General features: G+C 39.4%; 14 protein-coding genes. 2 read left to right on the top strand and 12 right to left on the bottom strand.

Annotated elements, in window-relative coordinates; translation table 11 throughout:
• Positions 1-182 precede the first annotated feature (182 nt).
• From GMD3S_RS0201570 to GMD3S_RS0201515, 12 genes are all read right to left on the bottom strand, one after another.
• The gene (locus tag GMD3S_RS0201570) at positions 183-2,465 is read right to left on the bottom strand and encodes a protein kinase domain-containing protein (protein ID WP_001118805.1); all 2,283 of its coding nucleotides are present in this window, start codon (positions 2,463-2,465) and stop codon (positions 183-185) included.
• A 38-nt stretch (positions 2,466-2,503) separates the two neighbouring features.
• Positions 2,504-3,427: a recombinase family protein gene (locus tag GMD3S_RS0201565; RefSeq protein ID WP_001133496.1), complete on the bottom strand. Its 924-nt coding sequence runs from the start codon at positions 3,425-3,427 to the stop codon at positions 2,504-2,506.
• A 265-nt stretch (positions 3,428-3,692) separates the two neighbouring features.
• The gene (gene rlmD / locus GMD3S_RS0201560; protein ID WP_000914600.1) at positions 3,693-5,054 is read right to left on the bottom strand and encodes a 23S rRNA (uracil(1939)-C(5))-methyltransferase RlmD; all 1,362 of its coding nucleotides are present in this window, start codon (positions 5,052-5,054) and stop codon (positions 3,693-3,695) included.
• A gap of 74 nt (positions 5,055-5,128) precedes the next feature.
• Complete coding sequence (locus GMD3S_RS0201555) at positions 5,129-6,103, bottom strand: DUF1002 domain-containing protein (protein ID WP_001227373.1); 975 nt, start codon at positions 6,101-6,103, stop codon at positions 5,129-5,131.
• Between the two features lie 86 nt (positions 6,104-6,189).
• On the bottom strand, positions 6,190-6,792 hold the full coding sequence (locus tag GMD3S_RS0201550) for a lysozyme family protein (RefSeq protein ID WP_004240129.1): 603 nt from the start codon (positions 6,790-6,792) through the stop codon (positions 6,190-6,192).
• Positions 6,792-7,766, bottom strand: coding sequence for a nucleoid-associated protein (locus tag GMD3S_RS0201545; RefSeq protein WP_000356112.1), 975 nt, complete (start codon positions 7,764-7,766; stop codon positions 6,792-6,794). The genes GMD3S_RS0201550 and GMD3S_RS0201545 overlap by 1 nt, the downstream gene beginning before the upstream one ends.
• Before the next feature lie 7 nt (positions 7,767-7,773).
• The gene (gene glyA, locus GMD3S_RS0201540; protein WP_000575496.1) at positions 7,774-9,030 is read right to left on the bottom strand and encodes a serine hydroxymethyltransferase; all 1,257 of its coding nucleotides are present in this window, start codon (positions 9,028-9,030) and stop codon (positions 7,774-7,776) included.
• Between the two features lie 49 nt (positions 9,031-9,079).
• Entirely contained in the window at positions 9,080-9,511 is a 432-nt protein-coding gene (locus GMD3S_RS0201535; RefSeq protein WP_000942957.1) for a GNAT family N-acetyltransferase, read from the bottom strand.
• A 1-nt stretch (position 9,512) separates the two neighbouring features.
• A complete protein-coding gene (locus GMD3S_RS0201530; protein ID WP_000969274.1) occupies positions 9,513-10,115 on the bottom strand; it encodes an L-threonylcarbamoyladenylate synthase in 603 nt (200 codons plus the stop codon).
• Positions 10,099-10,935 (bottom strand): peptide chain release factor N(5)-glutamine methyltransferase, encoded by an 837-nt coding sequence (prmC, locus tag GMD3S_RS0201525; RefSeq protein WP_000761887.1) that lies wholly within the window; start codon positions 10,933-10,935, stop codon positions 10,099-10,101. The genes GMD3S_RS0201530 and prmC overlap by 17 nt, the downstream gene beginning before the upstream one ends.
• Positions 10,935-12,014, bottom strand: coding sequence for a peptide chain release factor 1 (gene prfA / locus GMD3S_RS0201520; protein WP_001028815.1), 1,080 nt, complete (start codon positions 12,012-12,014; stop codon positions 10,935-10,937). Before prfA ends, prmC begins: the two co-directional genes overlap by 1 nt.
• Complete coding sequence (locus GMD3S_RS0201515) at positions 12,011-12,601, bottom strand: thymidine kinase (RefSeq protein ID WP_000068128.1); 591 nt, start codon at positions 12,599-12,601, stop codon at positions 12,011-12,013. Before GMD3S_RS0201515 ends, prfA begins: the two co-directional genes overlap by 4 nt.
• Before the next feature lie 122 nt (positions 12,602-12,723).
• Here GMD3S_RS0201515 and GMD3S_RS0201510 point away from each other — a divergent pair, with 122 nt between their 5' ends.
• Positions 12,724-12,906, top strand: coding sequence for a 4-oxalocrotonate tautomerase (locus GMD3S_RS0201510; protein WP_001117401.1), 183 nt, complete (start codon positions 12,724-12,726; stop codon positions 12,904-12,906).
• 134 nt (positions 12,907-13,040) lie between these two features.
• On the top strand, positions 13,041-14,414 hold the full coding sequence (gene mnmE, locus GMD3S_RS0201505) for a tRNA uridine-5-carboxymethylaminomethyl(34) synthesis GTPase MnmE (RefSeq protein ID WP_000632733.1): 1,374 nt from the start codon (positions 13,041-13,043) through the stop codon (positions 14,412-14,414).
• Positions 14,415-14,446: the final 32 nt, after the last annotated feature.

Raw genomic sequence — 14,446 nt, 5'->3', positions numbered from 1 at the left:
CTTTCACTTTTGTACTTTTGACATCAATACCACGCACTTAACATGTAATAGTTAGGCTATTTCCAAACATATCCACAACTATTATATTACTTGATGTTTAAGGCTTTTGTAACTATTTTGTCTTATCATCCTTTCTTTTTTAATTAGGCTATTATGATGTTATATCAGCTAAATATTAAAATTTAATAATAGGTCATAATTTCTTGTATTAAATCTTTTTCATTACGATTATCATGTACATAATCCATATACTGAGGTCTTCCTGTTTTTAAATATAATAGCCATCCCTGCAATGATGAAATATAATCATCTTCTAATGTAGATAAGCTTGAATATTTACCTACATACATATTACCTGAACACCATAATTCATGTCTCACTGGATATAAATAAGAACCTTCATCTCTTTCTATTACTTTTGCATATCCATTTTCATCAATTACAAGCTGATTATCTAACCTATCATCTGCATATCTCATAGCCACCTCAATTTCCTGCTTAGTAAACAAATGTATGGGTTTTCCGCATCTAATTGCTCTCACCGAAAAATATGTTTCGTATTCTAGCTCTGCCAAACCATTTTGTTTAAGAATTTCGGAAACTCTTTTTTCAAGATTATATTCTAAATCAATAGTTGCTTTTCTATCATAAAGACAAAAACATTTCTCATCTGAATATGGATTCATTTTTTTAATGTGTCCATCTGTACAAATATAATAATTCATTTCTTCAAATAGTCCTAAAGAAATTTCATTTCCCGAAGGTAAAAATTCAAAGACAAATTTTATAGTCGCGGAATTCGTCAATGGACAAATTTGGAGCATATCGCAAAAGTCCCAATTCATAAAATTTTGTTTTATATAATCTTTGCTTTTTTTACGCTCTGAATATTTTTTCTTTCTATTAGATACATCGTATTCCTTAAACAAATCTTTTTTAAACGGATTTTTATTAAATTCTCCCAAATTTAATATTCTATCTTCTATTTCTTCATCCGGTAAACCCTTAAACTCATCATTACTCTTTATATACTGATATAATTTTGAATAAAGATTTAACAGCCATTCGATATAATTTCTAAATTCACTAGCACTGCAATCACCATGTCTTCCATCATATGTTCCATTTATTCCATTGTACGGTCCATTTTTTAATACAATTAAGAATTTTCCCCTAATATAACGGTATACTGTTTGAAATCCTTTGGGCAAAGGAATTGCTGTTTCATAATCATAAACACCGTATTGTGCATACTGAGCCGAAACATAATGGGCAGGATAATCCTCAACTAAATGTTCATTATCACAATCGTCTTCTGCGCTAAGAATAGGAGATAATTTGTCAAATTCCAACAGAAAATAATTCCACCTGTAATTTTCATTGAACCCTTCAAAATATAATATTTTTGGTCTTACTATATAACAAAAACCTGATGTATCATACAATTTTATACAGTTCTCTTCATCTGCTATTTCTGCAAAAGAAAAGTCCAATCCACCTTTATCATGAAAAAGCATATGATTATATGCAGGTGTTTTACCAATAATATTTAGAATCTCCACAATTTTATTAATATTCCTCCATGATGATGATTCTGGAGGATTGAGTCCAAATAACTGTTTATTTAGGAAATTCCAGTCACTGGCTTGAGATTTATCTATGTCAGAATATACACCAATCCAATTAATTAATCTTTCCTTAAATTCCTCAATTGTTGGACGAACATCTGGATTATTATCAGTAGAATCTTTGAGAAGTTCATCTATTTCTACAAGATGGGTGTTTTTATATTGCTCCAAATAGCGTAAACTATGGCTAGGATCTAAATAATTATATACCCCATCAAATCCTTTTTCATTATTAGTTAAAAACATCCACATTGTTTTTGCTAACGAAAAAGCATCTGCTTTTTTACTATCTGCTTTTTTAGGATTTCGCTTCATTTCTGGTGCAATAGTAAAAATTGCTCCAAGCCCTTTATCAGATTTAGTAAAGTCATCTGTATTATTTGGAAAATCAACTAATCCAAAATCACCAAATGCAAATCTGTTATTGTAATAATAAATATTAGAAGGCTTTATATCACGATGACAAATATCTTTTTCATGTAGCTTTTCTAAAGTTTCACTTAAAGAAATTATTCCCTTAACAATTTCTTCAATATCTAATTTATTTTCAAGTATATAATCTACTGCAGATATTGCAATAGGCATTGTATACCAATATTCTTCAACAGAAAATCTATAGATAGGAATAATTCCCTCTATTATTTGATAATTATCTTTTATGGTGTTTATTTCATTAACAAAACGACTGTGTTTCTCTTTTCCCCCAACAACTAAAACTTTTAAAGCATATTCTTCATTATCTTCTTTACATTTTACACGATAGACTTTTGCATTTCCGCCTTCTCCTAATTCATCAATGATTTCATAATAATTATTCCAGCTTTTTTGTTTTGCCATATACAAACTCTCCTTAACCGTACCAAATAATCTATATATTACTTCTCTTTAGAACTATACTTTTCGTTTTTCCTCTTACTACCATTTTCCTCTTTCACAATACTACTCCTCCGACCTTTCTCAATCTGCACTGCCTCAAAAGTTTCCTTTGAAATTATCGCAGGGTTGTTTTCTGATGCCATATACTGAACATCGCTTTTTCCTGATTTAAAAAGTTTAACATCACCAGTATACTTCTCATTACTCAGCATAACATCAATCGTTCTCTTACACCATTTCTCTTTTCCGGTTGGAGAGAGAATCTTTCTTTTTTCGAGTTCCCTGATAATGCCTAAAATACTTTGACCGCTGAGATATAAATCAAATATCAGCCTAACATTTTTAGCCTGTTCTTCATCAATAACCAGCTTTCCATCAGCATCATGTTTGTAACCATAACACTTTCTATCATAGAGTTTCGAAGTCCCCTGTGCTGCACGCTGCTTAATTCCCCATTTTATATTTTCACTTCTTGACTCGTTTTCACCTTGTGCAAGTGCTTCAACAATTGCTATCATCAAGTCACTGTCTGTATTTTCAGTATCCAATTCTTCCTGCTCAAACATTACATGAACACCAAGCGTTTTTAATTGATTAAGAGCATCTAATATTTCAACCGTATCTCTGCCGAATCTACTAATATTTTTCGTTATAACTATATCCAGCTTTCTTGAACGGCAATTGTCAAGTATCTGATTGAACTCTTTTCTGGATGAACCTGTTTTACTTGTAGCAATGTCTATATAAACGTCAGCTAAAACCCATTGCAGCATTGAGGCAATCAATCTGGTCAAATGCGATATTTGAGCAGTCAGGCTTTGAAGGTGATCCATGCTATTTGTACTTACACGACAATAAATCCCGACACGCTTTTCCCTTTTTGGCTTCGGGGGAATATAATAAACGTTTGAATTATTCGGCATGTTTTCTCACCTACCTGCACTTGTCTAATCAACATATGATTAGAATTTATCAATGGTGATTAGTCTATTTAATCATCATATCAACTCACCCTTGGAATAGTAATCTTATCAACTCAACCTACCCCATATCTATTCTGTCCACTCAACTATCCTCATGGATATGTTCCCAAGCCCTTGATTTTAGGGCGTTTGACAGGATTATTGGCATCATAAAATAGAATTCCAAATTCCACAAACACTCTGAAATCAAGAGGTTTTCACACTCTTATTTTTCAATCCTTGACATCAATACTACCGTCTCCACATGATGCGTTTGCGGAAATAAATCAACCGGCTGGACTTTCTTCAGTTCATATCCTAACTCTTGGTAGAGTTTGATATCACGCGCCATGGTTGCAACATTGCAGGAGATATAGGCAATACGGTCTGCTCCTGTTTGAGCGCTTGCTTTGATAAAGCTCTCGGTCAATCCCTTGCGTGGTGGGTCAACCAAGATAACGGTTGGTTGGATACCTTCCTTGAGCCAATTCCTCATGGCATTTTCAGCTGTGTCGCAGACATAGTGGGCATTTGTGATATTGTTTAATGCAGCATTCTTCTGGCTATTCTCAACTGCTTCTGGGATGACCTCAACTCCATAGACTTCCTTAACATGTTTCGCAACAGAGAGGCCAATCGTTCCAATCCCTGAGTAGGCGTCGATCACCACATCATCTGCTTTTAATCCTGCAAAATCAATAGCTGTTTGATAAAGTTTCTCTGCCATTTCAGTATTTACTTGATAAAAAGCTGGCCCAGCGATTTGGTAGTCATTTCCCAACATCTGGTCGATAATATAGTCTTGACCATAAAGAGTTTTCCACTCCTTGCCAAAAATCGCATTGGTATTCTGGTCGTTGATATTTTGCATGACAGACACGATCTCTGGGAACTGCTTGATAAGGTGTTCAATCAATTGCTCCACTCGGAAAACTTTCGGACGAGTTGTTACTAAAATGACCATGATTTGTCCTGAATAGTGCCCACGTCGCACTACAAGATTTCGAATCAAGCCAGACTGTTCCTTTTCGTCATAAGGTTTTAAATCAAAACGACGAAGCAAATCTCGAAGGGCTACTATGACTTGGTCAATGACAGGATCCTGGATAAAGAAATCTTCAAGGGGCATGAGATCATGCGAATTTTTACGGAAAAAACCAGTTTCCAAGACACCATTCACTCGACGAACGGGCACCTGGGCCTTGTTTCGATACTGGATTGGATGTTCCATGCCGAGCGTTTCAGCGACCTCTACATCTGCAATACCAGCAATCTTGTAGAGACTGTCTTTGACTTGCTTGGTTTTGAACTTAAGCTGCTCTGGATAGGCAAGATGCCCCAAATCGGCAATACCTGAGCGTAGATAAGCTAGGTCAAGGTCTTGGTTACGATGTGGAGAGTAAGTAAGGTATTCTTCCACTTTCCCAAAGCCAATCTTTTTATTGATTTTGAGGACACGCATAAGGATTTTCTCAGTTGGTAGAGCATTTTCTACAAAGAAAACCAAACCATCTACCTTGGCGACTCCAGCCCCTTCATGGGTCAAATCGACAATTTCAACTTCTACAATATCATTTTTCTTTAGCATATTTTTCACTTTCTATCGGCCGACAAAAAAAGACGGCAACATTTCTGTTACCATCTATTATATCATGAAATGACCTAAGCACCAAAACTCTTGAAAAAGTTGACAATGGCTTGCCAAAGGGAGCTAAAGAAGTTGCCCCCGTCTTCTAGCGCTTTATTGGCATCAAAGTTGAGGTTGATATTTTTAAAACTATCTCCAGCTTGAGAGACAATGCTTTCCTTGAGGTCATTTAGGGTTTTAGTGAAATCAGCATTGTTCAAAATGTCGCTCTTTGAGAGATTAAGGGCAAAATTGATGATGATGTTGACCTGGTTTCCTGTTATAACCTGATCAAGTTTGTAGTTTTTTAGTGTGTCTTCAACGATTTTGCGAACATCTTCTTCTGTCAGATTGCCTTTTGCTTCTTTTGCCTTTGCGATTCCTGCCTTGATATCTGCCAAAGCGACATTGAGTTTATTGGCATCGTAGCCTGACTTGTCCTTGTTTTCAGCATTGATATCGGATAAGGCTTTTAGCTCCTCTTGGGCCAAGTCTTTATTGGCTTGCGGTACTTTAGCACCATTGGCCTCTAACGAGTAGTAAATCCCTGCTAGGGCGCTCTCTCCTGTAACTGGAATAGGTGCTGCAACTGTGATTTTGGCATGCTCCACTCCCAGTGTCACTGCAGCGTTACGGTACATATCCTGCGTCACCTTGGTGATATTTTCAGGCGTTTCAATCTTGACTTCTAGAGGCGACTTATCCCCCAGCTTTTGAATCTTAGCTGACGAATAGAGCTGTAGGCTAGCATCATTAGCAACATTCATAATTTTCGAATAGATATCAGGTGTCATAGTTTTGATATCTTTGGTGTCTTTTGATGCGTCATAGCCAAGTTTGCTAAGAGTTTGATTTTTCTGGTCTTCAGATAGAGAAGAACCTAGAACATATTCAGGTTGTACATAGGTTTCATCGATTACTTTTTGAACATCAGTTGCTGCGTGGACGCTCGTCATAGCTGTTGCGGCCCACAATATTGCAGCACTTGTTAGAAAGAATTTCTTTCTCATGGGGTATTCCCTCCTTTACCTTTCTAGGGTAATAAAACAATCTTAAAAAAAGCTTATAGTGAAAAACACCTGGTCAAACCAGATGTTTAGAAGAAATTAAAGAATTTCATAATATAGAGATTAAAGCGAACCTGTCTCGAGTAGTAATAATTTCCACCATTTTCATAGAGTTCGGCACCGTGAAAGATAGAAATAGGGTTAATATAGGTGTAGGTCTTCCCTGTAGTATTACCAAGAATTGGAGCGACCGTTTCTCGGGAGTAACGTTTGGCTAGGGCCAAAGTATTTTCCTTACCATTCTGAGCAATAAAGTCGATATAGGCAGGTCCAAAATTATAGGCTTGAACGGCGGTCCAGACATCTACTCCTTTGCTCTGTGCCAAATAGAGGTTATCGGTTAGAGTCTGAACCCCTTGGCGAATACTAGAAGCATCGTCTTTGATAGTATTGGTAGCGCCACTAGCAGACTCACTAGACTGCATGACATCCCGCTCTTTTCCCTTCGTTTCAGTATAAATCATGGCGAGAACTAACTCTTCATTGGCTGGAGTATCTCTTTCGCTCAAGATTTCTCGAACCATGGGTTGGTAGGTCATGACTTGTTTAACATCCTGATGGATATGATAAGCTTTGTATCCTGCGAAAAGGAAGACTGCTAGCACAAGCACTCTTCTTATAAATTTAAACATTATTTACTTTGAATATCCTCGATATTTTTGATTAAGATAGAATAGGTTCCATTATCATTTTGGATAAACTCAACCGATTCCGCATCTTGATAGACGTTATTGGGAACGATGAGCTCGATTCCATTTGACAAGGAAAGTTTTTGGTTTTCAAATTTCTTTAATTGGCGACTGGCATCAATTTCATCAAACTGGACTGGTTCTGGTACAGCTTCCTTGACTTGGTCGATAAAGCTCAAACGAGCTGTCAGATTGTTATCAAAAAGGTCGTTAGCCAATTTCTCAGGAGACAACTCATTGTTTTCTTCAAGATTGTTGAAAATCGCTGATTTGACCTTGGCTTGGAATTGAAAATCATCTGTGCTAAAGGACTCTGCAATTCTCTGGGCCGTTTTTTCCAGTTCCTTGATGGATTTTTTTGGCGAAATCTTAGGTGCAACAGCTAGGAGATTGTCTGAAAAATAATTCAAGAAAGTCCCATTGTACTTGATTCGTTTTTCGATGAGATGGTACTTGCGACTTTGAAGATTGACCACCAAAGCCTCATCAGCCCCTGTTCCAAATCCAGGAAGGTTATTCTGAGTTAGCTTGATTGGGTTATCAACTTCTCCACCAAGGTGGGTCAAGGTCTCACGTAGAGCAATTCGCAAGAAAGCAAAATGTTCAACGCCTTCTTTAGAAAACTGAACAAAAACCAAGTCATTGGTCTTGAGATTTTCAGAAATGCTAAACTCCTCTTTCCAGAGATTAGCCAGTGTTACTGATGTCTCCAATAAATCGTCCGTGATGTGATTGAAGAAGGGATTTTCTTCTTCGAAAATCCCAGTCTTAGCTTCATCTGAATACACGCGTTCGATTTTTTTGCGTAGGTATTCCTCGATTTTTGGAGTGATATTGAGAAACTTATCCGCTAGAAACAACTCAGTATCGTCTGGGCTGAACTGATGGATAATAGCTTTCTTAATATAAATGTCCATAAAAGTATTAGTCCTCGTATAGTGGGAAGGCATTTGTTAATGCTTTGACTTCACTTCTCACTTCTTCTAAGACAGCCTCATTTTCTGCATTTTTAAGAGTTTTAATGATAAGTTCAGCCACTTTACGGCTTTCTTCTTCACCAAATCCACGTGCAGTGATGGCTGCTGCTCCGATACGAATCCCACTTGTTTTGAATGGTGACAAGGTTTCGTATGGAATTGAGTTTTTATTTAGGGTAATATTAACTTCATCCAGCAAGTTTTGAGCAACTTTTCCGTTTTCTACAACCTTAGTCACATCCACTAGGAAGAGGTGATTTTCAGTACCACCTGAGATGATACGGAAATCAGGGTCTTGCAAGAAGACTTCAACCATAGCCTTGCTGTTTTTGATGACATTAGCAGCATATTCCTTAAAGGCTGGGTCCAAAACTTCTTTGAAGGAAACCGCCTTAGCCGCCACAACATGCTCCAAAGGACCACCCTGAATACCAGGGAAAATAGCTGAGTTGATTTTCTTAGCTAGGTCCTCATCATTTGTCAAAATCAAACCACCACGCGGTCCACGAAGAGTTTTGTGGGTCGTTGTTGTAGTGATATGAGCGTATGGCACTGGGCTTGGGTGAAGACCAGCTGCAACCAAACCAGCGATATGGGCCATATCGACCATGAGCTTAGCACCAACAGCATCTGCGATTTCACGGAATTTTGAGAAGTCAATAATTTGAGAATAGGCTGAAGCACCCGCTACGATTAGTTTTGGTTTTACTTCTTGGGCTTGTTTCAAGATAGCATCAAAGTCCAAGAGTTCTGTTTCAGGATCCACACTATAAGAAACAAAGTTGTAGGTTTGACCAGAGAAGCTAACTGGAGCTCCGTGGGTCAAGTGTCCACCTGCTGCCAAATCCATCCCCATAACGGTATCACCTGGCTCAATCAAGGCCATGTAAGCCGCACAGTTGGCTTGGCTTCCTGAGTGAGGTTGGACATTGGCGAATTTAGCACCGAAAATTTCTTTTGCACGTTCAATAGCTAAAGTTTCTACCACGTCTACTACATCAGTTCCACCATAATAACGGCGTCCTGGGTAACCCTCGGCATATTTGTTTGTCAAGATAGACCCTTGAGCTGCCATAACAGCCTTGGAAACAACGTTTTCCGAAGCAATCAACTCGATATTGTTTTGTTGGCGTTCTTCTTCTTTGGCAATAGCATTCCAGAGATCAGCATCGTATGCTTTAAAATCGTCTTTATCAAAAATCATAGGTCTTCTCCTTTATAGTGTGACTGGTCCTTTAGTTTAAGAAAATATACTAAAAGATGCGAATAAACCGTTTCTGCACTTTATCACAAGTATAACCAACTTTTTCATAAAATGCATGAGCTCCCAGACGATGATCAGCAGAGTTTAAGCGGATAAACCCATAACCCCGTCTTTTTGCTTCTTGATCCAACCCTTGCAGTAAGCTTTTACCGATACCTTGCCCTTGTGCTTGAGGTGAAACCGCTAAGCCTAAAATATTAAATCCTGCTTTGGAATAGAGGGATTCATAAACTTCAGCATGGACATATCCAAGTAGGACATGGCTGACCTCATCCTCATAGCCAAGTAGGAAATGATGAGAATCCTGAGACAGTCTAGCTAGTTGACTAGCTGTGTCCTCTGGACTAAAAGAATAGCCCAAAGCCTCTTGGTTAATCTCACATATAGCATTCACATCTGTTTCTTGCAAATCTCTTAGCATCTCATTCCTCCTCAAAAGAAATCTCTGGCAACTGTGCAAGAATATCTTCTCGCTTAATCGCCCCTTGGCGTAAGATTTTCACCTTGTCTCCAGACAAATCCAGAATCGTCGAATCCTGTCCAGTTAGAAAAGCATCATCCTCCAAACCCAGAACCTCTTGGTCAAAATCCTCTAGAATTTGAGCAAAGGTCACTCCACTCGCCTGACCCGAGATATTGGCAGACGGCCCAATCAAGGGACCTGTCTCTCGAATCAAATCAAGTGTAATGGGGTGACTCGGCATCCGAAATCCGACAGTTGCAAGACCAGAGTTGACCCAATAGGGAACTCGGTCATTAGCTTCGAGGATAATGGTCAAGGGACCCGGTAAAAAGGTCTCTACAAGTTTTTGTAGATAAGTTGGCTGGTTCTTTGAAAAGTGCAAGATGTCCTCTAGAGAAGCGACATTAAGATTGAGTGCCTTATCTCTAGGACGACATTTTAGTTGGTAAACATGGTCGACAGCTTTCTCGTCTAAGGCCTTAGCAAAGAGACCATAAACTGTCTCTGTAGGCAAAACAACAGCTCCGCCTTTTTCCAACTCTTGTCTAATCCTGTCCATCATCAACTACAACCATCCTATCTTGACCAAATTGGTCCTTGAGTGTTCGTACCCGTTTTTCAGGAAGATATTTCCTAAAAAGCGCAGGAACACTTTGACCTTGCTTGTATCCAATTTCAAGGTAAATCTTACCACCATCTTTGAGATAGTCTTTTGCATCTTGCGCAATTCTGCGGTAAATAGCTAGACCATCCTCATCTGCAAAGAGAGCTAGATGAGGCTCTGAATGCAAAACATTCAAACCGACCTCTGACTCATCTTCACGAGAGATATAGGGTGGATTGGATACAATTATATCATATTTTTCAGAAATTTCTGCAAAACAATCAGATTTTTTAAAAAATATATTAAGATTTTGATTTCTAGTATTCTCTGATGCAAGCTCTAAGGCATCTTGTGAAATATCTGCTGCTGTCACTGACCAATCTGGTCTGTTTTTAGCTAATGCAAGGGCTATGGCACCACTTCCAGTCCCGATATCTAGAATCTTAAGACTTTCCTCAGGATTTTCTGTGAGGATGAGATCCACCAACTCTTCTGTCTCTGGCCGAGGAATCAAAACTCGCTCATCCACTTTTAACTGCATTCCAAAGAAATCTGCCTGTCCGATGATATACTGTGCTGGTTTATGGGACGCTAACTGCTGGTAAATTTCTTCTACAAAATTTTCTTCCTCTTTTGTCACTTCCTGCTGAAGAGCAAAGACAAAGTCCGTAAAAGAGAGATTTTTTAGGCTACGATAGACAAAAGAGAGGCTTTCAGCTTCCTCTCCTTGTCTAACCAACTCTTCTTCAAAATCTGAAAATAATTGAGCTAATTTCATTATTTGTTTAATTCTTCTAATTTTTGTGTTTGGTCATAAAGAACCAAGGCATCCACAACTTCATCCAATTTACCAGACAAGATGGTATCTAGTTTTTGGAGAGTCAAGCCAATACGGTGGTCTGTGACACGGTTTTGTGGGAAGTTATATGTACGAATACGTTCTGAACGGTCACCAGTACCGATAGTAGACTTACGTTCAGCGTCTTGTTCATCCTGGGCAATTTGTGCAAAGTGGTCAGCAACACGCGCACGGATGATTTTCATGGCCTTCTCACGGTTTTTCTGCTGGGTACGTTCTTCCTGCATCTCAACCTTGATATTGGTTGGCAAGTGAACGATACGCACGGCAGTCGCAACCTTATTGACGTTCTGACCACCAGCACCAGATGCGTGGTAGATATCAACACGAAGGTCTTTTGGATCAATATCGTATTCTACTTCTTCGACTTCAGGCATAACAAGAACTGTCGCAGTTGAAGTGTGGACACGACCTTGGCTTTCTGTCACAGGGACACGTTGCACACGGTGGGCACCTGATTCGTACTTAAGCTTAGAATATACAGATTGACCAGAAACCATAGCAACCACTTCCTTGAAACCACCGACACCATTCATAGAAGCTTCCATGACTTCAAAGCGCCAGCCTTGGGCTTCCGCATACTTTTGGTACATAGTTAGCAAATCTCCGGCGAAAAGTGCCGCTTCGTCACCACCAGCCGCTCCACGAATTTCAAGGATGATGTTCTTGTCATCGTTTGGATCCTTTGGAAGGAGCAAGATTTTCAATTTTTCTTCGTATTCTTCTTTTTCAGCCTTGGCATCTTTTAATTCTTGCTTGGCCATTTCTTCCAAGTCCGCATCTCCGCCTGACTCCTTAATCATCTCTTCGGCATCAACGATGTTTTGAAGGACTTGTTTGTACTCACGGTAGGCTGTTACTGTATCACGAGTAGAAGCCTCTTCTTTCGAAAGCTCCATGAAACGCTTGGTATCAGACACCACATCTGGGTCACTCAGCAATTCTCCTAATTCTTCATAACGGTCTTCTACAGCTTGTAGTTGATCATAGATGTTCATTTTTCTTCATTCTCCTTATTGATTTCAGGGGCAAAATAATGTTTACGGCAGACTGAGATATAGGTTTCATTTCCACCGATCTGAATTTGTTCTCCATCATAGACTGGTACACCATCGTGCGTGCGCAACACCATGGTCGCCTTTTTCTTACAATACTGACAGATGGTCTTGATTTCTTCAATCTTGTCTGCTAAGAGCAAGAGGTATTTTGAACCTTCGAACAATTCATTGCGAAAGTCATTCTTCAAACCAAAAGCCATGACAGGTATGTCTAGCTCGTCCACAACACGAGCTAGGTCGTAAACATGGTGACGCTTGAGAAACTGAGCCTCATCGACTAGCACACAGTAAGGTTTTTCAGGTAAGTCTCGGATATAGCCGAAGATATCTGTCGTTTCCTCAATCGCAATGGCTGGGCGTTTCATGCCGATTCGACTCGACACATAGCCAACACCGTCACGTGTATCCAGAGCCGAAGTCATAATCACAACTCCCTTTCCTTGCTCCTCGTAGTTATAGGCCACCTTGAGAATCTCAATCGTCTTACCAGAGTTCATGGTACCATAACGATAATACAACTGTGCCATGCTTCTATTTCACGTCCATTTCTAAATTTTTGCTACATTCTAGTATATCATAATTTTCTGAAGCTTTAAACGGCAAAATGTGGTAAAATAGAAGAAATCAAAAACTAGTGGAGGAAGCTACTATGCCATTTGTACGCATCGATTTATTTGAAGGTCGAACGCTCGAGCAAAAGAAAGCTCTTGCTAAGGAAGTAACGGAAGCTGTTGTCCGCAACACTGGAGCCCCTCAATCAGCCGTTCATGTCATCATCAACGACATGCCAGAAGGAACCTACTTCCCTCAAGGGGAAATGCGCACCAAATAATCCAGCTTAAGCAGAATTGCTTAGGCTTTTTCAATCTCCAAGTAGCATCCATTGAAGAAATAGTCTAATTTTGTTACAATTTGAAGAGATGCTTGGATACCTATCCTAAGAAAAGAAATACAAAAGGAATTAGTATGATTACACGTGAATTTGATACCATCGCTGCTATCTCTACTCCACTAGGTGAAGGAGCCATTGGTATTGTCCGCCTGAGCGGAACAGATAGCTTTGCCATTGCGCAAAAGATTTTTAAAGGAAAAGACTTGAGCAAGGTTGCAAGCCATACCCTCAACTACGGTCACATTATTGACCCGCAGACAGGGAAGGTCATGGACGAAGTTATGGTTGGAGCTATGAAGTCTCCAAAGACCTTCACTCGTGAGGATATTATCGAGATTAACACTCACGGTGGGATTGCGGTGACCAATGAGATTCTCCAACTAGCTATCCGTGAAGGAGCTCGGTTGGCAGAACCTGGTGAATTTACCAAACGCGCCTTTCTAAACGGTCGTGTGGACTTGACACAGGCCGAGGCAGTGATGGACATCATCCGTGCCAAGACAGACAAGGCCATGAATATTGCAGTCAAACAATTGGACGGTTCTCTTTCTGACCTCATTAATAATACTCGCCAAGAAATCCTCAATACACTTGCCCAAGTTGAGGTCAATATTGACTATCCTGAGTATGATGATGTTGAGGAAGCTACTACTGCTGTTGTCCGCGAGAAGACTATGGAGTTTGAGCAATTGCTAACCAATCTCCTTAGAACAGCTCGTCGTGGTAAAATCCTTCGTGAGGGAATTTCAACTGCCATTATCGGCCGTCCCAACGTTGGGAAATCCAGTCTTCTCAACAATCTCCTGCGTGAAGATAAGGCCATCGTAACAGACATCGCTGGTACGACACGAGATGTTATCGAAGAATACGTCAACATTAACGGGGTTCCTCTCAAATTGATTGATACTGCAGGTATTCGTGAAACAGATGATATCGTGGAACAAATCGGTGTTGAACGTTCGAAAAAAGCCCTCAAGGAAGCTGACTTGGTACTACTAGTACTAAATGCCAGCGAACCACTAACAGCACAAGACAGACAACTTTTAGACATCAGTCAAGATACCAACCGCATTATTCTACTTAATAAAACGGATCTTCCTGAAGCGATTGAAACTTCAGAACTCCCTGAAGATCTCATCCGTATTTCAGTTCTTAAAAATCAAAACATTGATAAAATCGAAGAGCGTATTAACGACCTCTTCTTTGAAAATGCTGGTTTGGTTGAGCAAGATGCTACTTATCTATCTAACGCCCGTCATATTTCCTTGATTGAGAAGGCTGTTGAAAGCTTGCAAGCAGTTAATGAAGGTCTTGAACTGGGTATGCCAGTTGATTTGCTTCAAGTTGACTTGACTCGTACTTGGGAAATTCTCGGAGAAATCACTGGAGATGCCGCACCTGATGAACTCATCACCCAACTCTTTAGCCAATTCTGTTTAGGAAAATAAAAAAAATCCATGATCGTTCATTTGGTCATGGA

Origin of the sequence: Streptococcus sp. GMD3S, assembly GCF_000298695.2 — a bacterium.
In the GTDB taxonomy this organism is placed as follows: Bacteria; Bacillota; Bacilli; order Lactobacillales; family Streptococcaceae; genus Streptococcus.
This window is presented reverse-complemented; position numbering and strand designations above follow the sequence as displayed.